Consider the following 22,951-nt stretch of genomic DNA (forward strand, 5'->3'; position numbering starts at 1 on the left):
GTGCTGCTCTCGCTACGACCGCTTGGTCGCGTCGTCGATGTCGATGACGTCGGCCGGGTCGTCCGGCGTGGTGGACTCGTGCGGGTCCTCCACCGCGTCGCTGATCGCCTCGCCGGGCGCACCGCCGCCGGCGTCCTGGGTCGCGGGCGGGTCGACGGTCACCACGTCGTCGGCGGTGACCTCCTCGGCGGTGACGTCGGGCAGCGGGTCGGTGAGCGGGTCGCTGAGCTGGTCGGTGAGCGGGTCGGTGAGCGGGTCGCCGACCGGCGCTGCCGGCGCGGCCGCTGCCGTCGAGGTGGTGGCGGGCGAGGCCGGCGTGGGGGGCGGCGTCGGCGCGGTGGGCGCCGGCGGGGCCGGAGGCACGTAGGTGGACTGCCAGTTCGCGTCCGCGTCCTGCTTGCCGCGCAGCTTGCTGAACACGATCCCGCCGATGGCGAGCAGGCCGCCGAGCAGCAGCAGCCGCTTGAGCCGGCTGCCCCGGGGCTCGGACTCGACGCCGCGCAGCTCGTTGATCCTGGTGGCCGCCACCTCGCGGGCCTCGGCGGCCCGCTCGGCGGCGAGCGCCGCGGCGACGGCCGCCTTGTCTGCCCCGGTGGCGCGAGCCTCGGCGAGGATCGGGGCGGCCTTCTCGCGGACCTCGGCGGTCTTCAGCGCGGCCAGCGCGGCGCCGGCGGTGGCCGCCTCGGCCGCGCGCACGCGACCCTCCTCGATGAGCGGCGTGGCCTTCTCACGTGCATCGGAGATGGCGGGTGCGGCCTTCTCCACGGCCTGCTCCCACGCCGACTCCAACTGGGGGATGACGGTCTCGGTGACGGTGTCCGACAGCTGCTCGACGTAGTCGTGGGCCCGGTCCATGAGGGACTTCCTGCGGCCGAAAGGCATGCGTGACCTCCTCAGTCAGTGTGTCTCCATCTCACCATGCCCACCCTGACGCGACCAGCCCCGTCCGGAGCAGCGCGGAGGCGGGCCCGGGTGGGCAGCCGCGGCGGCGCCGGCGTACGGCGGCGTACGACGGCGGGGCGAGGCCTGCGTGCGCCGCGTGTGGGCGGTGCGTGGCAGGATCGAGTCGCACACGCGATCGAGACCCACAGCTGAGAGGCACTTTCATGGCCGACCCCAAGGCGACCTTCAAGACCAACCGGGGCGACATCGTCGTCAACCTGTTCCCGAACCACGCCCCCGAGACGGTCGACAACTTCGTCGGCCTGGCCGAGGGCACCAAGGACTACCGCGACGACGCCGGACGCTCGGGCGAGAAGTACTACGACGGTCTCGGCTTCCACCGGGTCATCGACGGCTTCATGATCCAGGGCGGCTGCCCGCTCGGCACCGGCACCGGCGGACCGGGCTACACGTTCAAGGACGAGATCCACCCCGAGCTGGTCTTCGACAAGCCCTACCTCCTCGCGATGGCCAACGCCGGCCCGGGCACCAACGGCTCGCAGTTCTTCATCACCGTCGGCGCCACCCCGTGGCTCAACCGCAAGCACACGATCTTCGGCGAGGTCGCCGACCAGTCCAGCCGCGACGTGGTCGACGCGATCGCCACCACGCCCACCGGCGCGATGGACCGTCCCGTCGAGCCCGTCGTCATCGAGTCGGTCACGATCGAGCGCTGAGCCGGTCCGCGACCGGTCCACGGACCGACCGATCGACCGACTGATCGACTGACTGATCGACTGACTGAGCCACCATGACCCAGCCGCCCGAGGGGCCGACTGCGGACACGACCGCGGCCGGGGTGCCGACCTGCTACCGGCACCCCGACCGCGAGACGTGGATCCGCTGCCAGCGTTGCGACCGTCCCATCTGCCCCGACTGCATGCGCGACGCCGCTGTCGGGTTCCAGTGCCCCGACTGCGTCAAGCAGGCCAACAAGGGCTCGCGCCAGAACCGCGCGATGTACGGCGGCGAGCGCAGCGCCGACCCGCGGCTGACGTCGTACGTCCTGATCGCCCTGAACGCGCTGGTGTGGCTGGCGATCACCGCGACGGGCGGCCGCCTGTCGCGCGTCGTGGAGCTGCTGGCGCTGGCCCCGACCGGGCTCTGCGGGTCGGCGTCCACGCCCAACCAGTACTACCCGGCCATCACGGATTCCCGGATCTGCGAGACCTTCACCTCCGGTGACGGGGTGTGGCGTGCCGGTGTCGCCGACGGCGCCTGGTGGCAGCTGGTCACCAGTGCCTTCACCCACGTCGAGATCTGGCACGTCGTGATGAACATGTTCGCGCTGTTCGTCTTCGGGCCGGCCCTCGAGGGCATCCTCGGGCGCGCGCGCTTCCTCGCGGTGTACCTCATCGGCGCACTGGGCTCGTCGGTGCTGGTCCTCTACCTCGCCGACGCCGACTCCAGCACGGTGGGCGCGTCCGGTGCCCTCTTCGCCCTGCTCGGCGCGCTGCTCGTCACGGCCCGCAAGGCCCGGCTCAACTCCCAGTGGCTCGTGCAGAACCTCGTGCTCGGCGTCGTGATCACGGTCGTGGGCTGGCGGATGATCTCCTGGCAGGGACACCTCGGCGGCTTCCTCGCCGGAGTGGCTGCCGCCGCCGTCATCGCGTACGCCCCGAAGTCGCGCCGCTCCCTCGTCCAGTGGGCGGGGCTGGGCGCGCTCGCCGTCGTGCTGCTCGTGCTGGCCGTGGTGCGCGCCGGCGCGCTGTCCTGACGCCGGGTCCCGCTGCGCGGCTCGACCCGGCGCCCCGCCCATTTTCTGCCCGGCCGGCGTCATACGAACCGGCACATATGGGTACGCCTTCGTCTGACGCCGGCAGCACCGGCCGCGTCGGCCCAGGAAACCCACAGGTGTGCACATTGCTGTGGACAACTACACCGGTGTAATTCTCCACAACGGTTTTCCACAGTGTGGAGAACCGAGCGGACGTTCGATCCGCTGACCGGCGGCCCTCCTAGCGCCCGACATGCGGCTAACCGGCGCCAGCTCCGCGTCCTGGGTGGTCATGTGCCGGCGCGAGGCGGCCGGCGGCGTCGGGCGCGCCGGGGCGGCGTACGACCTCTGCCGCGCCGAAGGCCCCGCGCCCCGGGCCGGACTTCCCGGGGGTTGTGCGAACTTCTCGGGGTCTGCACGCCACCGGAAGTTCGCAATCCCCCGCTTGAGCGGGGGATTCGAAGCGCCGCCCCCCCCGAAAAGCGGCTCGAGCGGTGAGAGAGACGCCTCCCCTTCCCCAGGAAGGCGCCTCACTCACCGCTCGAGTCGACGAGTGCCCCGCTCAGCGGGACGAGGGAGAACCTACTCCCACTTGGTGGCGAAGCTGAACCCCACCGCCATGAAGGCGATGCCGACGACGAGGTTCCACTGGCCGAGGTCGTTGAGGACCCACAGGCTCGAGAGGTCGTCGGAGAAGACGTAGAACGTGCAGATCCACAGCAGGCCGATGAGGAAGCACGCCAGCATGCCCGCCACGACGCCGCGGCCGCGGCCGAGCGGGGTGGAGCGGTGCGCGGAGACGACGAGGCCGAGCATGAGCAGGCCGAAGCCGATGACGTAGTTCCACCGGCCCAGGTCGGCCACGGCCTTGGGGCTGCCGGCGACCGGGGGGACCGCCGTCGGGTTGCCGCGGCCCTGGACGTAGTAGAAGACAATCCAGGCGATGCCGGCGACGATCAGCAGCAGGGCGATCAGGAACCTGGCGGTGAAGAGCGAGGTCTTCTCCTCGGTGGCGATCGTCTTGAACTTGGACACTGCTGCTCCTGGGGTTGGGCTGGACGGGTCGCGGCGGGTCAGGGCGCGCCGGTCACGGGGCCTCGGCGCCCGACGGGGGGTTAGCGTAGTCGCCATGCCGTCGCCGTCACACTCGTCCCCCGGGCGCCGCCGCGCCTGGCGGGCCGCGACGCCCGTGGTCGTGCTGCTCAGCGGAGCGCTCTTCGCCGTGAGCGCCGAGCAGAGCGACGGCTTCGACCTCCGGGGCGGACGCCTCACCGACCTGGCGTCGGTCGTGCGTGCCGAGCGCGACGAGGCGGGCGACCTGACGACGCAGGTCGCGGCCCTCAACGCCGAGGTCGAGGCGCTCAGCACGAGTCTCGGCGACCGATCGGTCGGGCGGGTGCAGGACGAGATCGCCACCCTCGTCGACCCGGCCGGACTCACGGAGAAGTCGGGGCCCGCGGTGCAGGTGACCCTCGACGACGCGTCGATGGAGGCGCGGCTGGCCTACGAGGGCGACCCCGGGGACCTTGTCGTCCACCAGCAGGACATCCAGGCCGTGGCCAACGCGATGTGGAACGCCGGCGCGGTGGCGGTGACCATCCAGGGCCAGCGCCTCATCTCCACGACCGGCATCAAGTGCGAGGGCAACCAGGTCACCCTCCACGGCCTGCCCTACTCGCCGCCCTACGTGATCGTCGGGATCGGCGACCCCGCCCGCCTCGAGGCCGAGCTCGGCGCCGACCCGATCCTGGCGACCTACCGCGACTACACCGACATCCCCGGTGGCGGCGTCTCGTGGGAGATGACCCCGCTGGAGTCCGCGGTCGCCCCGGCGTACGACGGCCTGCTCGACCTCACCTATGCGACACCGATGACCGACTGAGCGGCGCTGGTCGTCCGCGGCCGTCGTCGGCGGCGCGACCGAGCCGTCGGAGCCCTCAGGGCCGCGGCGGTGCGGTCGTCGGGGTCTCGGTGGGCGTCTCGGTGGGGACCTCCGTCGGCGTCTCGGTCGGGGTCTCCGTGGGGGTCTCGGTCGGCGGCTCGGTCGGCGGCTCGGGCTCCTCGAACACCGAGACGAAGATCGTGACGGTGCTGCCCTGGTCGGCGGTGCCGCCGACAGGGATCTGGTCCACGACGGTGCCCTTAGGCTCGGTCGACGCAGGGTCGGTGCGCACGTCCGGCACGAAGCCCACGGCGCGGATCGCGCGCTCGGCCTCGCGCTGCGTCAACCCGCGGACGTCGGGCACCTGCTCGGGACCGTCGGAGAAGACGATCGTGACCAACGTGCCCTCGGCGAGCGGCGTGCCGGCCGGGGGGTTGGTGCTGAGCACCTGGTTGCGCGGCGCGTCGGCGTCCTCCTGCTGGAACCGGACCCGGAGGTTCTGCTCGAGCATCGCGGCCCGGGCGTCCTTGCGCATCGTGCCCACCACGTAGGGCACCTCGACCTCGGGGCGGCCGAGCGACAGCACGAAGTCGATCGCGCTGCCCGGCTCGGCGAACACGTCACGGTTGGGGTCCTGCTCGATCACCGTGTCGGCCTCGACGGTCTCGGAGGTCTCCCGGTCGACGCGGCCCACGCGGAAGCCGGCGTCGACGATCGCGAGCCTCGCGTCGTCCTCGGTCATGCCGACGACGTTGGGCACGGGGTCGCGCTGCGGCGCCTCCTCGAACAGCACCCCGTTGAGGACGTACGCGCCACCCGCGAGCAGCGCGACCGCGAGGATGCCGGCCAGCACCCACCAGGCGGTGCGGCGTCGCGACGGCTCGTCGCGGCGCGGCGGCGGGGCCGCGCCCAGGGCGCTCGTCGCGTCCGGCGGCGGCACGGGCGGCACGTACTGCGTGTCGGCCGGCGGCGGCACCACGGCCGGGGCCTGGATCGGGTGACCGGCGAGGTAGCGCTCGATGTCGGCCTTCATCGCCGCGGCGCTCTGGTAGCGGTCCTCCACGCGCTTGGCGAGGGACTTCATCACGATCGCGTCGATCTCGGCGTCGAGCTCGTCGTCGAGGTCCGACGGCGGCGCCGCCGGCTCGCGGACGTGCTGGTACGCCACCGCGACGGGGCTGTCCCCGACGAAGGGCGGCCGCCCGGTGAGGAGCTCGTAGAGCAGGCAGCCGGTCGAGTAGACGTCGGACCGCGAGTCCACGGTCTCGCCCCGGGCCTGCTCCGGGGACAGGTACTGCGCCGTGCCCACGACGGCGGCGGTCTGGGTCATCGTCGAGGAGGCGTCGGAGATCGCCCGCGCGATGCCGAAGTCCATGACCTTGACGTCGCCCGACGGCGTCAGCATGACGTTGCCCGGCTTGATGTCGCGGTGGATGATGCCGGCGCGGTGGCTGTAGTCGAGCGCCGAGAGCACGCCCGCGGTGATCTCCAGGGCCCGCTCGGGCAGGATCTTGCGGCCCTCCCGCAGGATGTCGCGCAGGGTGCGTCCCTCGACGCACTCCATCACGATGTAGGGCTGGGCGACGCCCGTCCCGTCGGTCGCCATCTCCTCGCCGGTGTCGTACGTGGACACGATCGCCGGGTGGTTCAGCGACGCCGACGACTGGGCCTCGCGGCGGAACCGGGCCTGGAAGGTCGCGTCGCTGGCGAGGTCGGTGCGCAGGCGCTTGACGGCGACAGTCCTGCCGAGCCGCAGGTCCATGCCCTTGCGCACCTCGGCCATGCCGCCCCGGCCCAGCAGCTCCCCGAGCTGGTAGCGGCCCCCGATCAGCGTCGGGTCCGACTGCGTCATCCCTCGCTGCCCTCCTCGTTGCCGTCCCCCGCGTCCACGCCCTCCACGCCCTCCACGCCCTCAACGTCCCCCGCGCCGTCCGAGCGGCCGGGCGCCCCCTGGCCGTCGGGTCCCTGCCCGTTGCCGACGCCCTCCCCGTTGCCGAGACCGTTGCCCACGCCGTTGCCCTGGCCGTTGCCCTGGCCCTCGCCGCCGGGCTGCTTGCCGGCGTAGGTCACCACGACGGTCTCGCCGACGGGCACGCTGCCGCTCGGGTCGACCGAGGTCACCAGCCCCTCGCCGACGTCACCCGGGTTCTCGACCTCCTGCTCGGTGACGGTGAGCCCCAGCTCCTCCAGCTCGCGGGTCACGTCCTTGTGGTCACGCCCGACGTAGGCCGCGGGGTCGACCTCGACGGTCTCCGGCTCGGTCTCGGTCGGCGTCTCAGTGGGGGTCTCGGTGGGGGTCTGCGTGGGCGTCTCGGTCGGCGTCGGGGTGCTCGGGTCCTGCGTCGGGGTGTCGGTCGGCGACGGCGACCGGTCCTGCGTCGTGCTCGGATCGGCGGTCCCCGACCCGGTGGGCTCGTCGTCGCGGGTGCCCAGCCAGAACGCCAGCAGCACGGCGGCGAGCACCGCGATCAGCCCGATGAGCAGGGGCCAGGGGGTCGTCCGCCGGCTCTCGCGGCGCTCCGGTGCCGGCGTCGGGCGCGCGGGCGGCGGGGCGGGCGCGGCGGCCGGCACAGGCGCGGCGGCGGGCATGACCTGCGTCGTGGACCCGCCCGGAGCGGCCGCCGGTGCCACGACGGTGGACTCGCCCGCCGGACCGGCCGTCGCGGGGTCCCGCAGGGCCGCCGCGAACGCGGCCCCGTCGCGGAACCGGTCGTCGGGGGACTTCGCCAGGGCTCGGCGGACGACCGCGGCCAGGGCGGGGGGCACCGTGCCGGGGAGCTCGGGGACCGGGTCGCGCAGGTGCGCGACGGCGGTGGCGACCGGGGTGTCGGCGGCGAAGGGCTTGCGGCCGGCCAGGCACTCGAAGGCGACGACACCGAGGGAGTAGACGTCGGACGCCGGGGTGGCAGTGCGGCCCTCGGCCTGCTCCGGTGAGATGTACGCGGGCGTGCCGAGCACCTGTCCGGTTTCGGTGAGCGCCATCCCCTCGGCGGCCCGGGCGATGCCGAAGTCGGTGACCTTCACCTGCCGGTCGGGGGTCACGAGCAGGTTCGCCGGCTTCACGTCGCGGTGCACGATGCCGGCCGCGTGCGCGACGCCCAGCGCGTCGGCCGCCTGGGCGAGCAGCAGCTGGGCGGCGGCCGGGTCGAGCGGCGCACCCGGGCGCAGCAGCGCGGAGAGCGGCTGCCCCTCGACGAGCTCCATGACCAGGTAGGGACGCGGGGCCGACGAGCCGTCGTCGGCGGTGCTCTGGCCGTAGTCGAAGACCGCGGCGATACCGGGGTGGTGCAGGGCGGCGGCGTGCCGCGCCTCGGTCTCGAAGCGGCTGCGGAAGAGCGCGTCGTCGGCGTACTCCGGCTTGAGCACCTTGACCGCGACCGGCCGGTCGAGCACGGTGTCGCGCGCCGCCCACACCTCGCCCATGCCGCCGGTGGCGATGCGGGCCTCGAGGACGTAGCGGCGGGCGTCGTCGACGGGCTTGCCCGGGGCGAGCGCGCTCACGGGTCGATCACCGCCTCCATGACCGCCTTGGCGATCGGACCGCCGAGGAGGCCGCCGGCGATCTCGTCGCGCGAGGTGTCGCTGGACTGCACGAGGACGGCGACGGCGACCTTCGGGTCGTCGGCCGGTGCGAAGGAGACGAACCACGCGTACGGCGGGCGGTCGGCGGTGGACTGCGCGGTGCCGGTCTTGCCCGCAACCTCGACACCCGGGATCTGGGCGGGCGTCGCGGTGCCGGTCTCGACGGTGGCCACGAGCATCTTGGTGAGCTCGTCGGCGGTGGTGCTCGACATCGCCTTGCTGATGCTCTGGGGGTCGGTGCGGTCGAGCACCGACAGGTTGGGTGCGCGGACCTCGTCGACGACGTAGGGGCGCATGACGTCGCCGTCGTTGGCGATCGCCGCGGCGACCATGGCCATCTGCAGCGGCGTGGCGGTGACGTTGGACTGGCCGATCCCGGACATCGCGGTCTGCGGCGCGTCCATGTCGCGGGGGTAGAGCGACTCCGCCTGCCCGCCGAGGTCCTCGAGCGAGGTGTCGTTGAAGCCGAACGCCTCGGCCTGGTCGGCCATCGCCTCGGTGCCGAGCTCGTTGGCCAGGGTGAGGAAGGTGACGTTGCACGAGACCTCCATCGCCTGGGTCATCGTGATGCGCCGCCCGCCGCAGTCGCCGCCGTCGTGGTTGCCGATCGTGGTGCTGGACTGCGGCAGCTTGTACCGGAAGCCGCCGGGGACCATCGAGTCCGCGTCGTAGTTGCCCGACTCGATGGCGGCGGCCGCGGTGACCAGCTTGAAGGTCGAGCCGGGCGGCAGCGTCGTGCCGATCGCACGGTTGACGAGCGGCTGGCGGGGGTCCGCGTTGAGCTGCTCGCTGAGGTCGGCCACCGCACCGAAGTCGTGCGAGGCGAGGTTGTTGGGGTCGAAGGTCGGCGTCGAGGCCATCGCCAGGACCCGGCCGGTCGTGGGCTCCAGCGCGACGACCGCGCCCTGGGCGTCGCCGGGGAGGTTCTCCAGCCCCGCCCACGCGGCGTCCTGCGCGGCCGCGTCGAGGGTCAACTGGACGTTGCCGCCCTTGGGGTCGCCGTTGCTGAGCATGTCGACGAGCCGGGTGACGAACAGCCGGGAGTCGTCGCCGGCGAGGACGGAGTTCTGCGAGCGCTCCACCCCGGTCTGGCTGAAGAACGCGAAGTAGCCGGTCACGGGGGCGTACTTGAAGGGCTCGGAGTAGGTGCGCTGGAACTTGTACCTGTCGTCGGAGGGGACGCTGCGCGCGATCGCCTCCTTGCCGACCAGGATCGCGCCGCGCTCGCGGGAGTACGTCGCGGTGATCACGCGCCGGTTGCGCGGGTCGTCGGACAGGTCGTCGGCGCGGACGTACATCAGGTAGGTGGCGTTGACGAGCAGCGCGAGGAAGAGGACCAGGCAGAACACCGAGACGACGCGGATGGGCTTGTTCACCGCAGCTTCACCACCTGGGTGCTCTCGCTGTCGGCGACGGAGTCGTCCACCGGGTCCAGCCGCGGCGCAGGACGGCGCGCCTGGTCGGAGATGCGCAGCAGCAGCGCGACGACCACCCAGTTGGCCACGAGCGACGAGCCGCCGTAGGAGAGGAACGGAGTGGTGAGGCCGGTCAGCGGGATGAGCCCGGTGACGCCGCCGATGACGACGAAGACCTGCAGCGCGATGATCGCCGCGAGGCCGACGGCCATGAGCTTGCCGAAGCCGTCGCGCGAGATCAGCGCGATCCGCAGCGCCCGCTCCACGATCAGGCCGTAGCACAGGACGATCGCCATCACGGCGGTCAGGCCGAGCTCCTCGCCGATGGTGGACAGGATGAAGTCGGAGTAGGCGAACGGCACCCGCTCGGGGAAGCCGTTGCCGAGGCCGCGGCCGATCAGGCCGCCCCACCCCATGCCGAAGAGCGCCTCGACCAGCTGTCCGCTGCCGGGGCTGGCCTCGTAGTACTCGAAGGGGTGCAGCCAGAAGTTGAAGCGGTTCTGCACGTTGCCGACGAAGGTGTACGCCGCGAGCGCGCCGCCGGTGAAGAGCAGCCCGCCCACGACCAGCCAGCCGGCGCGCTCGGTGGCGACGTAGAGCATCACCAGGAACAGGCCGAAGAACAGGAGCGAGGACCCGAGGTCGTTCTGCGCGACGAGGATCATCATCGAGATGCCGAACATGGCCAGGATCGGCCCGAGGTCGCGCCCGCGCGGGAGGTCGACGAAGAGCACCCGTCGGCCCGCGAGCGCGAGCGCGTCGCGGTGCAGGACGAGGTAGCCGGCGAACGCGATCACCAGCAGGACCTTGGCCACCTCACCGGGCTGGAAGCTGAAGCCGGCGACGTAGATCCAGATCTTCGCGCCGTTCTTCGCGCTGCCGATGACCGGCAGGAACGGCAGGACCAGCAGCACGATGCCGGCCAGGCCGGAGGTGTAGGTCAGCCGCTGCAGCGAGCGGTGGTCGCGCAGCAGGAAGAGCGTGGCGACGAAGAGGATCACGCCGAGCGTCATCCAGGTCAGCTGCTGGCGCGCGAAGGTGTGCTGGTCGAAGCCGTTGGCCTCGTAGGTGAGGTCGAGCCGGCGCAGGATCGCCAGCCCGAGGCCGTTGAGCGCCGCGACGAGCGGCAGCAGGACGGGGTCGGCGTACGGCGCGACGAGGCGGACGGTGACGTGCGCCGCGACGATGAGCGCGGTCAGCCAGCCGCCGTAGCCGACGAGGTCCGCCGGCACCACGCCCTCGACGCCGAGGCCGACGGCGGCGTAGGCACCGATGCCGACGACCAGCGCCAGCACGAGCAGGAACAGCTCCGCACCCCGGCGGCGCCGGTGCACGAAGCCCATGAGGGTCCCGGTCTGACTCATCGAGGGGCCCGTCAGTCGACTTCCTGCCACGCGGCGTAGTTGTCCACCGTCAGCCGTGCGTCGTCGAGGTCGTCGGCCTCGATGCCCTCGCGCACCGTCTCGGCGTCGATGTCGCTGAGCTGGGTCAGCTCGACGTCGGTCACCTCGAAGGGGTGCGACAGGGAGATCCCGGGCAGCGAGGCGTCGATGCCACGGAAGATCGCGACCTTGCCGTCGTGCTCGGCGACGTAGAACTGCTGCTGGCTCCACGACCAGCCGGCGGCCAGGACGACCCAGGCCAGCCCGAGCACCACGACGGTGGCCAGCAGCCGGCGCAGCCAGGCGTGGCGGCCGGGGTCGCGCGGGGCGTAGCGCACCGCCTCCGGGTCGATCGGATCGGCGACGTAGGCGCCGGGAGGCAGGTCGTCGGGCACCGGCGCGATCTCGCCGGTGTCGCCGGACCGGTGACCGCGAAACAGCCCGCCGACGGCGCCGCTCAGCGGCATCCGCCGCGGCAGGTCGGCCGCCGCGCCCACGAGGAGCGGCGCCAGCTCCTCGGGTGGCGGCTCCTCGAGGACGTCGGCGACGACGCAGGTGACGTTGTCGGTGCTGCCGGCCTCGAGGCTCGCGCGGACGAGCTCCACCGCGGCGAAGTCGGGGGTGCCGCTGCCGAGGATGTCGGCCATGCGCTCGTGGCTCAGCGTGCCGCAGGCGCCGTCGCTGCAGATGAAGATGCGGTCCCCGGGCTCGGCGGGCAGCTCGAAGAGGTCGGGCTCCTCGTGGCGCACGCCGTCGAGGGCCTTGAGGATGAGGTTGCGGTGCGGGTGGGTCCGCGACTGCTCCTCGGTGATGCGCCCCTCGTCGATCAGCGACTGGACGAACGTGTGGTCGTGGGTGAGCTGGCGCAGCTCGCCGCGGCGGTAGAGGTAGGCGCGGCTGTCGCCGATGTGGCCGATGCCGAAGCGGCTCCCGTCGAAGAGGGCGACGGTCGCGGTGGTCGAGGTGCCGTTGAGGTCGGGGTCCTCCTCCACGAGCTCGGCGATCCGGTCGTCGGCGCGGTGCACGGCGCCGGCCACCTGCCCGAGGAGGTCCTCGTCGGGCTGCTGGTCGAGCTTGCGCAGCGCCTGCACGGCCGTGCTCGAGGCGAGGTCGCCGCGCACGGCGCCGCCGACGCCGTCGCACACGGTGAGCAGCCAGGGCCCGGCGTACCCGCTGTCCTGGTTCTCGCGCCGCACGCGGCCGACGTCGGAGATCGCGGAGTAGTGGAGGTACATCACTTCCGCAGCTCCAGGATCGTCTTGCCGACGCGGACCTGGACGCCGAGGCCGATGGTGGTGGGCTGGGTGATCCGGACGGGGCCGACGTAGGTGCCGTTGGTGGAGCCGAGGTCCTCGACGAACCACTCGTCGCCGGAGGCGGCGACCCGGGCGTGGCGGGTGGAGACGTAGTCGTCGTCGAGCTTGATCGCCGCGTCGCTGCCGCGGCCGATGAGCAGCGGTGCGTCGGCGAGCTCGGCGCGGACGCCGGAGTTCTCGCCCTCGACCACGAGCAGGTGGGTCGGCGCGCCGCGGCGCGGCTTGCGGGGCTTGCCGTTGCCCTTGCGGCTCGTCGGCGCCGGGGCGCCGCCGCGGGCGGTCTCGGGGACGCGCGCGCCGAACATGTCGGAGCGGATCACCGAGATCGCCGAGAGCACGAAGATCCAGAGGATCGCGAGGAAGGCCACGCGGATCAGGAAGAGGGTCAGCTCAGACATTCCAGCCCCCGGCCTCGTCGCGGCCGCCGTCGATGCGGACCGTCATGTCGGTGTGCCCGATGCGGATGGTGGACCCGTCGCGCAGCCGGGCCCGCGTGACCTTCGTGCCGTCGACCAGGATGCCGTTGGTCGAGCCGAGGTCGACCGCCTCGACGCCGTCGATGCTCACCTCGAGCTCGAGGTGGCGCCGGCTCACGCCGGGGTCGTTGATGCGCAGGTCGGCCTCGGTGCCGCGGCCGATCACCAGGCCCGGCGGCCGGAGCGGGTGGCGGGTGCCGTTGACCTCGAGCGTGGCGTGGGAGGAGCGGGTACGCGTGCGGTGGTCGTTGTCGGTGACGCTGGCCTGGGCCTTGCTGCGGATCCGGAAGCGGCCGGTGGTGAGGTCGTCGGCGGACTCGAAGGCGATCGAGATCGGGCCGGTGAACACGTAGCCCTGCGCGTCGGCGTGGTCCTGCAGCTGGTCGACGAGGTCCTGCTCGAGCGCGCGACCGAGGCCGACGATGCGGTCGAGGTCGGTGGCCGACAGCTCGACGTGGAAGTCGTTGGGCACCAGTCGGCGCTGGCGGCTGAGCACCTGGGCGTTGTTGTCGCACTCGCGCTGGAGCGCCGCGGCGATCTCCACGGGCTGCACGGCGCTGCGGAAGGCTCGTGCGAAGACCCCGGAGATGACGGTCTCGAGCCGCTGCTCGAAGCGTTGCAGGGGGTTCATCGTCAGGCCTCCTCTCGTCGCGCTCGGGTCGCACCGTCGTGGTGGGCAGGCTTCACAGACCGCCCGGCCGGTGCCGCCGAGCGTACCGGCCGGGCGCGATGGCGCGACGGTGCCGCCCCGCCGAAGGGGTGGCGTCGCCCGATTGGGAGCGCGCCTCGCGGGTGGGGTAGCCTGAGCCCGCTTCTGGCGCGAGTGGCGGAATAGGCAGACGCGCACGGTTCAGGTCCGTGTGTCCGAAAGGACGTGGGGGTTCAACTCCCCCCTCGCGCACCACCAGAGCACGAAGGCCCTGGATCACCTCCGGGGCCTTCGTCGTCTCGGCGCACTCACCGCTCCGGCACGAGCCGCTCCGCGGGGGCGCCGGCGGCCGGGAGCGAGGGCGCGGTGGCGGTGACCGCGAGGGCGAGGACGGTCGGTCCGACGAGGGTGCGCAGTGCCATGGGTGCCTCCGTGGTCGACTCCTTCCCGTCGTACTCCTCCAGGTGGGCGGCAGCCACACCCCGGCGGGTGCACGAGGCGGCGCGCCGGCCGGTCACACTGGGCCGGTGGCCCAGCCCGACGGATCGCCGGACGACGCGCCGGATGACGCGCCGGACGACGAGAGGTGGCTGGTCGTCGACGGCCGCCGGTGGCGGCGCACGGACCCCGCCATCCCGGCCGCCGAGCTCGCCCGCCTGAAGTCGCACCTCGGTCGCGGCCGCTCCGGGGTCCGCACGGCGCGCGACGACGCGGAGCTCGCGGCGACCCGGCACCGGACGCAGCTCGCGAAGGTCGGGCTCGGGGAGCGTGGCACCCCGTGGTGGGAGCAGACCGACGCCCAGCGCCGGGAGCGCTGGGAGTCGGCGTTGGCCGAGCTCGACGCCCTGGACGACTAGCCGAGCCCGTCGACGGCGCGGACCTCGACGTCCGCCCACCACGACACCGGCTGCAGGGCCATCCTCCGCGCTCGGCATACTCGCCCGATGACCGACCGCGCTCCCCAGCACACCGCCGAGAGCCTCGCCGAGCCGATGCGGTCCCGCTGGAGCACGAGCGTGTACGACGACGCGCACCGGCTGGCCGACCACGAGATCGAGACCCTGCTGCGGGCGGCACAGTGGGCGCCGAGCAAGGGCAACACCCAGCCGTGGCTGTTCTTCGTGTGCGTGCGCGGCACGGCCAACCACGACCGGCTGCTCCTCACCCTGAGCCGCGGCAACTCCGGATGGGTGCCGCGGGCCTCGGTCGTCTTCGTCACCGCCGCCCACGTGCGCACGGGTGCCGAGCCGGACGCGCCGGCGTACAGCGACCACGCGCTCTACGACGTGGGCCAGGCCGCCGCGCACCTCACGCTGCAGGCCCATGCGATGGGGCTGCACGCCCACCAGTTCGCCGGCTTCGACCACGACGCCCTCGCCGCCGCGCTGGGCGTGCCGCCCACTCACCGGGTGCTGACGGGCATCGCCGTCGGGGTGCCCGGGGACCCGGCCGAGGTGGACGAGCGCACCGCCGCGCGCGACCACCGCGAGCGCGTGCGCAGGCCGCTGGAGGAGTGGGCGTTCGGCGGGCGGTTCGGCGAGCCGTGGGTGGCAGACTCGCCGTCATGACATCGCTCACCGACTTCTCGGCGGTCGCCATCGACGGCACCGACACCGACCTGTCCGCCTACGAGGGCAAGGTCGTGCTGGTAGTCAACACCGCCTCGCAGTGCGGCTTCACCGGCCAGTACAAGGGGCTGCAGCAGCTGCAGGACGCCTACGGCGACCGGGGGCTCGTCGTGCTCGGCTTCCCGTGCGACCAGTTCGGCGGCCAGGAGCCGGGGGACGAGGCGGAGATCTCGGAGTTCTGCGAGCGCACCTTCGGCGTGACGTTCCCGCTGTTCGCCAAGGTCGAGGTCAACGGGAAGGGCGAGCACCCGCTCTACACCTGGCTCAAGCAGTCGAGGGGCGGCATGCTCGGCAGCACCATCAAGTGGAACTTCACCAAGTTCCTCATCGGCCGCGACGGGCAGGTCATCGACCGCTACGCCCCCACCACGGAGCCGGAGAAGATCGCCGGCGACATCGAGAAGGCGTTGTGACCCGCGAGCCGGTCGAGCAGCGACCGTGCGCTGACCGGAGGGCATCGACCGGAGCGCGGTGACGCCTCAGGACAGGGTGGGCGCGTCCGGTCCGACGCGCTCGGCCAGCCACTGCGCCACCTGCGCCTCGGACGGCGCGAGGCCGTCACTGATCACGTGCGGCGCGACGCGGGAGAAGTAGTCGGTCACCATCCCGTCGGACTCGCGCACCAGCATCCCCGCAGCCTCGCCGTCGACGATCCACGACCCGAGCACCACGCGGTTGCCCTCGAAGCTCGGGAGGTCGGTGTAGGCCTGGTAGACCCAGCCCTCCGCGCCGTAGCCGCCCGGCATGACGACGTCCTCGAGCATGTCGTCGAGGTGGATCCGGATGTTGTCGCCCTCCCGCCCGTGCAGGGGCTTGGCGACCCAGCGCTCGAGCTCGCGCGGCTCGTCGAAGTACGCCGGCAGCAGCAGGCGGTGGCGCGGGAACAGCTCCCACAGCACCGGGAGCAGCGCCTTGGTGCTGAGGAGCACCTTCCACGCCGGCTCGATCCACTTCGTCGGCCGCGACTCCAGCTGGTCGACGACGTAGCGGCCGAACGGCTCGGCGAGCATCTCCTCCCACGCGTAGAGCTTGAACGCGTTGCGCAGCGGCTCGTCGTGGACGTCGCGGTAGTCGCGGGTGTCTGGGTTCCACCCGACCTCCGCCATGGGGTGGGCGAGGGCGATCCACCCGGCCTGGATGGCGGTGTCCATCAGGTAGTGGACGGTCATCTCCATCTCGCCGCCGTCGTAGGAGTCCTCCTCGCCGAGGTCGTAGAGGAAGTGCAGGCGGTCGCCGTCGAAGTGCCCCGAGCGGCGCAGCTTGCGCCAGCCGGCGATCAGCCGGTCGTGGACGGAGTTCCACTGGTCCATCTCCGGCATGACGTCCTCCATCCAGTTCCACTGGATGATCCCGGTCTCGACGAGCCCGGTGGGGGTGTCGCCGTTGATCTCGAGCATCTTGATGGACCCGTCGGCGCCGTAGGCCAGGTCGAAGCGCGCGTAGAGCGCGGGGTCGCCGGCCTCGATGGACCGGCGCACGACCGCCAGCGAGCCCGGCGGGAGCCCGAGCCGCTCGTCGGTCATCGTCGTGGCCATGTGGGTCACGGCCTGCAGGCACATCGCCCACAGCTCCTCGGTGGCGGCCTCGAGGGCCTCCACCTCCTCCATGGTCACCTCGTACCAGGCGTCCTCGTTCCAGTACGGGAGCTCCGAGCCGTCCGGCATCTTCGTGACCGGGAAGACCAGTCCCTGCTCCACGACGGTGTCGCGCCAGCCCTCACGCGCCCGCGACCGGTGCCGCCACATGTCCGATCCTCCCGCTCGTCCGGGCCGTCAGGCGATGCTGGCGCAGACGATGGCGCCGACGGAGAGGGCGACGGCGGCTGCGACGTGGGCCAGCGGGCGCACGGGACCGGGCTCGGTCACGATCTGGCGCAGGTTGCCCGGGGTGATCGCCTCGACGGCGAAGAACATGGCGGTGTTGAGGGCGATGCCGAGGGCCCCGAAGCACACGGTCCACACCAGCGCCCAGCCCAGCGACGTCTCCCCGTTGGTCCAGATGGCGGTGAAGAGCACCGCTGCGTTGGAGAGGAGCCAGGCCGAGGTGACCACGCCCGCGCCGCGCGAGTGCGCGTGCACCGACTCGTTGCCGTTCTCGTCCACGCCACGCAGGTGCGTGCCGAGGTGGCCCGGCGTCGCCAGGTCGAGGACGTAGTAGGCCGCGACGAGCATCGCGCCGCCGACGAGGGCGTACGCTACGGCGTGGAGGAGGGCGTTGATCAGGTCGGTCACGGGTGTCTCCTGGGAGGCAGGCGGGAGTCGGGACGAGGGGGCGAGCCGGGCGGGGTCCCGGGGATCGGGCGACGCGGCAGTGCTCAGCCGAAGCCGCGGGAGCTGCCGCCGAACCCGCCCTTGGTGGTGGCGGACTTGACGGTGGATCCCCCGGTGGTCGGCAGGCCGCCGCGCTGCACCGAGCCGTTGAGGGTGCTGCCGCGGAACGTGCCGCCCGTGGCCGGCTGGCCGATCGCGGGGATCCGCGAGCTGGCGCCGAGGTAGTACCAGAAGAAGCCGCCGCCCACGCCGTTGTAGTCGGAGTCGTCGTCGCACTGGTCGTCGTCGACGCGCTCCTGGGTCTCGGGGTCGACGCAGACCGCGGCGTAGTCGGCGCTCGACGAGCACCCGGTCAGGCTGCTGGCCATGAGCGCGGTGATGCCCAGCGAGATGCTGGTGGACCGCATGCGGCGGCGGGTGGGCGTGGTCATCGGGTGCCTCCGGGCGGGTCCTGGACGTCGAACTTCGGCTTGAACATCGCGAGCATCTGCTCGGCGACGTCGGTCGTGGCCGCGTCGGCAGCCTCGTGCTCGGCGAGCCGCTGCTCGAGCCACTCGCGACCGTGCTGCGCCTCGAGCGAGGCGAGCGTGAGGTGCTCGAGCCGGTCTATGCGCTCGTGGACGTCCTCGAGGACCGTCGCGACGGCGAGGGACTCCTTGTCGAAGACGAGGTTGGCGATCACGTGCCCGATCGCGATCGGGACGAGCACGAGCATCGACACGATGAGGATCGCGCCGACCGCGCGGCCGGCGGTGGTGGAGGGGTAGAAGTCGCCGTAACCGACGGTCGAGCCGGTGACGATGCCCCACCAGAGGCTCTCGATCGGGCCCTTGTCCTCGAGCAGGGCGTACACGAACGAGCACGCCACCCAGGTGCCGAGGACGACCAGCACCAGCAGGTGCGGTGCGTTGACGAGGGTGCGGACGGGTCGGGTGATGAAGCCGAGCCGTCGGGCCAGGCTCGCATCGGCCTGCTCGACGTCGGTGGCCACCTCGGCCATGCACGCACCCCCGTTCCCTCGCGCTGTCGCGGCGACTATAGGTCTTCCCGCGGGGCCGCCCGTCAAACGTACGCCAGCCGGCGGCTAGCCGGCGACGAGGTCGGCGTACTCCGGGTGCTTCTCGACGTACGACGCGACGTAGGTGCAGGAGGGCACGACCCTCAGCCCGCGCGCGCGGGCGTCGTCGAGCGCCGACGAGGCGAGCGTGGCGGCGTGGCCCTCACCGGAGAAGGCCTCCGGCACCTCGGTGTGCGCCAGGTCGATGACGTCGCCCTCCAGCCGGTAGGCGAGGAGGCCGACGAGCTCGTCGCCGGAGCGGAGCTCGTAGCGATGCTTCTCCGGGTTGTCCACGAAGTCGGTGTCCACACCATGAGCCTAGACCGACCCGACTTGCCCGTAACCCTCGCCGGGGGAGAGGGTCGGGGCATGGCAGCAACCGCGTCGTCCTACTCGATCACCATGCGGTTGTACACCGCCCCGGACCACAGCGTCGTCGGCGCCGTCGCGACCACGATCGCGCACAACGGCGGCGTGGTGACCGCCATCGACGTGACGGAGTCGCGCCACGACCGGCTGACCGTCGACGTGACGTGCTCGGCGGCCGACGCCGGCCACTCGCAGGAGCTCGTGGCGGCGGTGTCCGAGGTCGAGGGCGTCACGGTCCACAAGGTCAGCGACCGGACGTTCCTGCTCCACCTCGGCGGCAAGATCGAGGTCACCTCCAAGGTGCCGCTGCGCACCCGCGACGACCTGTCGATGGCCTACACGCCGGGCGTGGGCCGGGTGTCGATGGCGATCCACGACAACCCCGAGGACGTCCGCAAGCTCACGATCAAGGGCAACTCCGTCGCCGTCGTCACCGACGGCTCGGCGGTCCTGGGCCTGGGCAACATCGGCCCCGGCGCGGCGATGCCGGTGATGGAGGGCAAGGCCGCGCTGTTCAAGCGGTTCGCCGACATCGACGCCTGGCCGATCTGCCTGGCCAGCCAGGACACCGACGAGATCGTGAAGGCCGTCGAGATGATCGCCCCCGGCTTCGGGGGCATCAACCTGGAGGACATCGCGGCGCCGCGCTGCTTCGAGATCGAGGCGCGGCTGCGTGAGTCGCTCGACATCCCGGTCTTCCACGACGACCAGCACGGCACCGCGATCGTGGTGCTGGCGGCCCTGACCAACGCGCTGCGCTGCGTGGAGAAGCAGCTGACCGACGTGCGCATCGTGGTGTCCGGCGCCGGCGCCGCCGGCACGGCCATCGTCACCCTGCTGCTCGCCGCCGGTGCCCGCGACGTGGTGGTGGTCGACCGCGAGGGTGCGCTCGCCGCCGGCGACGGGTCGCTGTCGGTCGCCCACACCGAGCTCGCGGCCGCCACGAACCCGCGCCGCGCGACCGGGTCGCTGCAGGAAGTGCTCGTGGACGCCGACGTCTTCATCGGCGTCTCCGCGCCGCGCATCCTCGACCCGCAGTGGATTCCGACGATGGCGCCCAAGCCGGTGGTGTTCGCGCTGGCCAACCCCGACCCGGAGGTCGACCCGGCCGAGGCCGACAAGTACGCCGCCGTCGTCGCGTCGGGCCGCTCGGACTACCCCAACCAGATCAACAACGTGCTGGCCTTCCCCGGCGTCTTCCGCGGCCTGCTCGACGCCGGCGCCGACGAGGTCACCGTCGACATGCTGCTGCGCGCGGCCAAGGCGATCGCCGACACGGTGAGCGCCGAGGAGCTGCACCCGGCGTTCATCATCCCGAGCGTGTTCCACCCCGACGTGACCAAGCGGGTGGCCTCGGCGATCAGCGGTCGCGAGGGCTGAGCTCCGGCGCCGGGGCGGGCGCGGGGGCGGCGCGGCGGCCGGGGGGCGGGCGGGCGAACGACTGACGGGGCCGGACTTCGAGGGGTCTTCGTGAACTTCCGGGGGTCTGCACGCCACCGGAAGTTCACGATCCCCCGCTTGAGCGGGGGATCCGCGCGTCGCCCGCCTCAGCCCCCGGCCGGCCCCACCCGCCGCGGCCACCAGAACCGCTCCCCGAGCGTCAGCGCGAGCGCCGGGACGAGCACCGTGCGGACGACGAGGGTGTCGAGCAGGACGCCGACGAAGATAATGGCGCCGAGCTGCGCCAGCACCACCAGCGGCAGCACGCCCAGCACGGCGAAGACCGCCGCGAGCAGGATGCCCGCGCTGGTGATGACGCCGCCGGTGGCGGTCAGCGCGCGCAGCATCCCCGTGCGGGTCCCGTGCTCGGCGGCCTCCTCGCGGGCGCGGGTGACGAGGAAGATGTTGTAGTCCACGCCCAGGGCGACCAGGAACAGGAAGGCCAGCAGCGGCACGCCGCTGTCCATCGCGGCGAAGTCGAAGACGCTGCGGAACAGCCACCACGAGGCGCCCATGCTGGCGGCGTACGTCGCCACGACCGTCGCCACGAGCAGGACTGGTGCGAGCACCGACCGCAGCAGCAGCACGAGGGCACCCAGCACGAGCAGCAGGATCAGGGGCAGGATCAGCAGCCGGTCGTCGGCGGCGTAGGCCTGCTCGTCGAGGGCCTCGGCGTCCCCGCCGCCGACGTGGGTGTCGTCGAGGTCGGCGACCGCGGAGCGGATGTCCGCCACGACCGCCTCGGCGGCGTCGCTCCCGGGCTCCGCGTCGGGTACGACGTCGACCTGGGCGACGCCGTCGCCGCGCGAGGTGATCCGCGCAGAGGTCGTGCCCTCGACGCCCTCGACGGCGGCGAGCACCTGCTCGGGGTCGGCGCGGGTGACGACCTGGACCGGGTCGGTCGTGCCGGCGGGGAACGACTCGGCGAGCCGCTTCGCCGCCGTGATCGCCTCGGGCTCCTGCAGGAACTGGTCGGCCGGGTCGAGGCCGGTGGCGATCGAGAGGGTGCCGGTCGCGAGGACGGCCAGGCCGGCCACGGTGGCGACGACGAAGGTGCGCGGGCGCCCGGCGACGGCGTCGCCGACGCGGCGCCACAGCGACCGGGACTCGACCAGCACGGCGTCGCCGACGCGCGGGACGCGCGGCCAGAACACCCAGCGGCCGAAGAGCACCAGCGCGGCCGGGAGCACGACGAGGGCGAACGTCGCCGCGACGACGACACCCACCGCACAGGCGACGCCGAGCCCGCGCGTCGTGGGGATCGCGGAGAGGAGCAGCGTCAGCAGGCCCAGCACGACGGTGGTCGCGCTGGAGAGGACGGCCTCGGTGGTGCGGGCGAGGGCGTGCGCCATCGCCTCGTGGCGCGAGTCGGTGGTCTTGAGCTCGTCGCGGTAGCGCGAGATCAGCAGGAGCGCGTAGTCGGTGCCCGCTCCGAACACCAGCACGCTCAGGATGCCGACGGTCGACTCGTCCCAGGCCAGTCCGGCCAGCTCGAGGACGTTGGTGGCGGCGATGGCGGAGAGCCGGTCGGCGATGCCGACGACGGCCAGGGGCACCAGCCAGAGCACCGGGCTCCGGTAGGTGATGATCAGCAGGACGGCGACCACCGCCGCGGTCGCGCCCAGCAGCCGGATGTCGGCGCCGTCGAAGACCTGGCCGATGTCGGCCTGGATCGCGGCCGGGCCGGTGACCTGCACCTCGAGCCCGTCCGGCACGTCCTCGCGCAGCCGGTCGCGCAGCTCCTCCACCTGGTCGATGTTGTCGGTGTTCGAGGACGAGGCCACGGGCACGACCGCGAGCGCTGCGGTGCCGTCGTCGGCGACCACCAGCGGGGGACGCTGAGGCTGCCGCCCGTCCCGGCCCGCGCCCTGGCCCGCGTCCTGGCCCGCGTCCTGGCCCGCGTCCTGGTCGTCTGCGGGCACCAGCGCGGTGGCTTGGCCCGTCACCGCCTCGACGTCCGCCTCCGACAGCTCGCCGTCGGCGGTCCACAGCACCAGCGCGACCTGTCCCTCGTCGTCGGGCAGCTGCCCGGCCAGCTCGACCGCCGCCGTGCTGTCGGCCCCCGCGGGGAGGGTGTCGCTCGCCCGTGCCTCGTGCTCGCCCTCGGGCACGAGGAGGATCGCCGCCAGGGCGAGGAGCAGGGGCACGAGCGCGACGACCCACGCCGTACGACGGCCGGCGACGATCCGGGCGGGAGCGGGCGGGTGGAGACCGGGCACGGGCATCCTTAGGATCAGGTCGCTAGCGAAGCAGATTGCTAAGCAAGTTAGCGATCTGCGGCCCGTCGACGCAAGTGCAGGAGGTGCCGTGGCCGACCCGTCCGGTCCGCCCGAGGGCTGGCATGCGTCGGCGACCCTCGAGGCCCTGCGCGAGCTGGTCGCCACCGGCGCGCGGGTCAACCACGTCGTGGCGCGTCGCGCGGGCATCAGCGACACCGAGCTGGTGACCCTGGAGCACCTCAGCCGCGAGCAGATCGGACCGGCGGAGGTCGCCCGGCGGCTGGAGGTGTCGACGGCGGCGGCGACGGGCATCGTCGACCGGCTGGTCGCGCGGGGGCACGTCGAGCGCCGGCCGCACCCCGCCGACCGACGGCGTACGCAGCTGGTCCTTACCGACTCCGGTCGCCGGGAGGTGGTCAGGCACCTGCTGCCGATGTTCGTCGCGCTCGACCGGCTCGACCGCGACTTCACCGATGGCGAGCGGGAGGTCGTGGAGCGCTACCTGCGCGGAGCTGCTGCAGCGTTCGAGCGGGTGCTGGAGACCGGCGCCACAGACGACGACGGGCGGCCCCGGGCCTGAGCCCGGGACCGCCCGATCATCGGGTCG

The 22,951-nt window shown here is 72.7% G+C and carries 24 protein-coding genes and 1 tRNA gene; 9 read left to right on the forward strand and 16 right to left on the reverse strand.

Annotated features, from left to right (window positions below):
• Positions 1-12 precede the first annotated feature (12 nt).
• On the reverse strand, positions 13-882 hold the full coding sequence (locus J3P38_RS08400) for a hypothetical protein (protein ID WP_210503254.1): 870 nt from the start codon (positions 880-882) through the stop codon (positions 13-15).
• Positions 883-1,106: 224 nt separating this feature from the next.
• Between J3P38_RS08400 and J3P38_RS08405 the strand changes: the two genes are divergently transcribed.
• On the forward strand, positions 1,107-1,619 hold the full coding sequence (locus J3P38_RS08405; RefSeq protein ID WP_210439357.1) for a peptidylprolyl isomerase: 513 nt from the start codon (positions 1,107-1,109) through the stop codon (positions 1,617-1,619).
• 74 nt (positions 1,620-1,693) lie between these two features.
• Complete coding sequence (locus J3P38_RS08410) at positions 1,694-2,659, forward strand: rhomboid family intramembrane serine protease (protein ID WP_210439358.1); 966 nt, start codon at positions 1,694-1,696, stop codon at positions 2,657-2,659.
• Positions 2,660-3,241: 582 nt separating this feature from the next.
• On the opposite strand, the gene J3P38_RS08415 is transcribed toward J3P38_RS08410, so the two are convergent.
• Positions 3,242-3,694 carry a cell division protein CrgA gene (locus J3P38_RS08415; RefSeq protein ID WP_307807808.1) on the reverse strand — a complete coding sequence of 151 codons (453 nt, stop codon included), beginning with the start codon at positions 3,692-3,694 and terminating at the stop codon, positions 3,242-3,244.
• 94 nt (positions 3,695-3,788) lie between these two features.
• On the opposite strand from J3P38_RS08415, the gene J3P38_RS08420 reads away from it, so the two are divergent.
• Positions 3,789-4,541: a DUF881 domain-containing protein gene (locus J3P38_RS08420; protein WP_210503256.1), complete on the forward strand. Its 753-nt coding sequence runs from the start codon at positions 3,789-3,791 to the stop codon at positions 4,539-4,541.
• Between the two features lie 55 nt (positions 4,542-4,596).
• Here the strand turns inward: J3P38_RS08420 and pknB are convergent, their stop codons facing one another.
• Genes pknB through J3P38_RS08455 form a run of 7 tightly spaced genes read right to left on the reverse strand, consistent with a single transcriptional unit; the run spans position 4,597 to position 13,343 of the window.
• Complete coding sequence (gene pknB / locus J3P38_RS08425) at positions 4,597-6,393, reverse strand: Stk1 family PASTA domain-containing Ser/Thr kinase (protein WP_210503257.1); 1,797 nt, start codon at positions 6,391-6,393, stop codon at positions 4,597-4,599.
• Positions 6,390-8,042, reverse strand: a complete 1,653-nt coding sequence (locus J3P38_RS18350; protein WP_307807809.1) for a serine/threonine protein kinase — start codon at positions 8,040-8,042, stop codon at positions 6,390-6,392. The genes pknB and J3P38_RS18350 overlap by 4 nt, the downstream gene beginning before the upstream one ends.
• Positions 8,039-9,499, reverse strand: coding sequence for a peptidoglycan D,D-transpeptidase FtsI family protein (locus tag J3P38_RS08435; RefSeq protein ID WP_210503258.1), 1,461 nt, complete (start codon positions 9,497-9,499; stop codon positions 8,039-8,041). Before J3P38_RS08435 ends, J3P38_RS18350 begins: the two co-directional genes overlap by 4 nt.
• Positions 9,496-10,902, reverse strand: a complete 1,407-nt coding sequence (locus tag J3P38_RS08440) for an FtsW/RodA/SpoVE family cell cycle protein (RefSeq protein ID WP_210439364.1) — start codon at positions 10,900-10,902, stop codon at positions 9,496-9,498. The genes J3P38_RS08435 and J3P38_RS08440 overlap by 4 nt, the downstream gene beginning before the upstream one ends.
• Positions 10,903-10,913: 11 nt before the next feature.
• Complete coding sequence (locus J3P38_RS08445; protein ID WP_210503259.1) at positions 10,914-12,155, reverse strand: PP2C family protein-serine/threonine phosphatase; 1,242 nt, start codon at positions 12,153-12,155, stop codon at positions 10,914-10,916.
• Positions 12,155-12,634: an FHA domain-containing protein FhaB/FipA gene (locus tag J3P38_RS08450; protein WP_210439366.1), complete on the reverse strand. Its 480-nt coding sequence runs from the start codon at positions 12,632-12,634 to the stop codon at positions 12,155-12,157. Before J3P38_RS08450 ends, J3P38_RS08445 begins: the two co-directional genes overlap by 1 nt.
• Entirely contained in the window at positions 12,627-13,343 is a 717-nt protein-coding gene (locus tag J3P38_RS08455; RefSeq protein ID WP_210439367.1) for an FhaA domain-containing protein, read from the reverse strand. The genes J3P38_RS08450 and J3P38_RS08455 overlap by 8 nt, the downstream gene beginning before the upstream one ends.
• 186 nt (positions 13,344-13,529) lie before the next feature.
• Here J3P38_RS08455 and J3P38_RS08460 point away from each other — a divergent pair.
• Positions 13,530-13,616 (forward strand) — tRNA-Leu (locus tag J3P38_RS08460).
• A gap of 53 nt (positions 13,617-13,669) precedes the next feature.
• On the opposite strand, the gene J3P38_RS08465 is transcribed toward J3P38_RS08460, so the two are convergent.
• Complete coding sequence (locus tag J3P38_RS08465; protein ID WP_210503260.1) at positions 13,670-13,840, reverse strand: hypothetical protein; 171 nt, start codon at positions 13,838-13,840, stop codon at positions 13,670-13,672.
• Positions 13,841-13,888: 48 nt separating this feature from the next.
• Here J3P38_RS08465 and J3P38_RS08470 point away from each other — a divergent pair, with 48 nt between their 5' ends.
• From J3P38_RS08470 to J3P38_RS08480, 3 genes are all read left to right on the forward strand, one after another.
• Complete coding sequence (locus J3P38_RS08470; protein WP_210503261.1) at positions 13,889-14,218, forward strand: hypothetical protein; 330 nt, start codon at positions 13,889-13,891, stop codon at positions 14,216-14,218.
• A gap of 87 nt (positions 14,219-14,305) precedes the next feature.
• Complete coding sequence (locus tag J3P38_RS08475; RefSeq protein ID WP_210503262.1) at positions 14,306-14,929, forward strand: nitroreductase family protein; 624 nt, start codon at positions 14,306-14,308, stop codon at positions 14,927-14,929.
• The gene (locus J3P38_RS08480; protein ID WP_210503263.1) at positions 14,926-15,402 is read left to right on the forward strand and encodes a glutathione peroxidase; all 477 of its coding nucleotides are present in this window, start codon (positions 14,926-14,928) and stop codon (positions 15,400-15,402) included. Before J3P38_RS08475 ends, J3P38_RS08480 begins: the two co-directional genes overlap by 4 nt.
• 66 nt (positions 15,403-15,468) lie before the next feature.
• Here the strand turns inward: J3P38_RS08480 and J3P38_RS08485 are convergent, their stop codons facing one another.
• The 5 genes from J3P38_RS08485 to J3P38_RS08505 form a co-directional block, all read right to left on the reverse strand.
• The gene (locus J3P38_RS08485) at positions 15,469-16,734 is read right to left on the reverse strand and encodes a glutathionylspermidine synthase family protein (RefSeq protein ID WP_210503264.1); all 1,266 of its coding nucleotides are present in this window, start codon (positions 16,732-16,734) and stop codon (positions 15,469-15,471) included.
• Positions 16,735-16,761: 27 nt separating this feature from the next.
• Positions 16,762-17,220 carry a DUF350 domain-containing protein gene (locus J3P38_RS08490; RefSeq protein ID WP_210439373.1) on the reverse strand — a complete coding sequence of 153 codons (459 nt, stop codon included), beginning with the start codon at positions 17,218-17,220 and terminating at the stop codon, positions 16,762-16,764.
• Between the two features lie 83 nt (positions 17,221-17,303).
• Positions 17,304-17,690, reverse strand: a complete 387-nt coding sequence (locus tag J3P38_RS08495; protein WP_210439374.1) for a hypothetical protein — start codon at positions 17,688-17,690, stop codon at positions 17,304-17,306.
• Positions 17,687-18,259, reverse strand: a complete 573-nt coding sequence (locus J3P38_RS08500; RefSeq protein WP_210503265.1) for a potassium channel family protein — start codon at positions 18,257-18,259, stop codon at positions 17,687-17,689. Before J3P38_RS08500 ends, J3P38_RS08495 begins: the two co-directional genes overlap by 4 nt.
• Positions 18,260-18,343: 84 nt before the next feature.
• Positions 18,344-18,625, reverse strand: coding sequence for a GNAT family N-acetyltransferase (locus J3P38_RS08505; RefSeq protein ID WP_210439376.1), 282 nt, complete (start codon positions 18,623-18,625; stop codon positions 18,344-18,346).
• A gap of 60 nt (positions 18,626-18,685) precedes the next feature.
• On the opposite strand from J3P38_RS08505, the gene J3P38_RS08510 reads away from it, so the two are divergent.
• Positions 18,686-20,065 (forward strand): NAD-dependent malic enzyme, encoded by a 1,380-nt coding sequence (locus J3P38_RS08510; protein ID WP_210439377.1) that lies wholly within the window; start codon positions 18,686-18,688, stop codon positions 20,063-20,065.
• A 167-nt stretch (positions 20,066-20,232) separates the two neighbouring features.
• Here the strand turns inward: J3P38_RS08510 and J3P38_RS08515 are convergent, their stop codons facing one another.
• A complete protein-coding gene (locus J3P38_RS08515; RefSeq protein ID WP_307807810.1) occupies positions 20,233-22,344 on the reverse strand; it encodes an MMPL family transporter in 2,112 nt (703 codons plus the stop codon).
• Positions 22,345-22,432: 88 nt separating this feature from the next.
• Here J3P38_RS08515 and J3P38_RS08520 point away from each other — a divergent pair, with 88 nt between their 5' ends.
• Positions 22,433-22,924: a MarR family winged helix-turn-helix transcriptional regulator gene (locus J3P38_RS08520; RefSeq protein WP_210503267.1), complete on the forward strand. Its 492-nt coding sequence runs from the start codon at positions 22,433-22,435 to the stop codon at positions 22,922-22,924.
• The last annotated feature ends 27 nt before the right edge of the window (positions 22,925-22,951 follow it).

It is taken from the genome of Nocardioides xinjiangensis (genome assembly GCF_017916455.1).
GTDB lineage: Bacteria > Actinomycetota > Actinomycetes > Propionibacteriales > Nocardioidaceae > Nocardioides > Nocardioides xinjiangensis.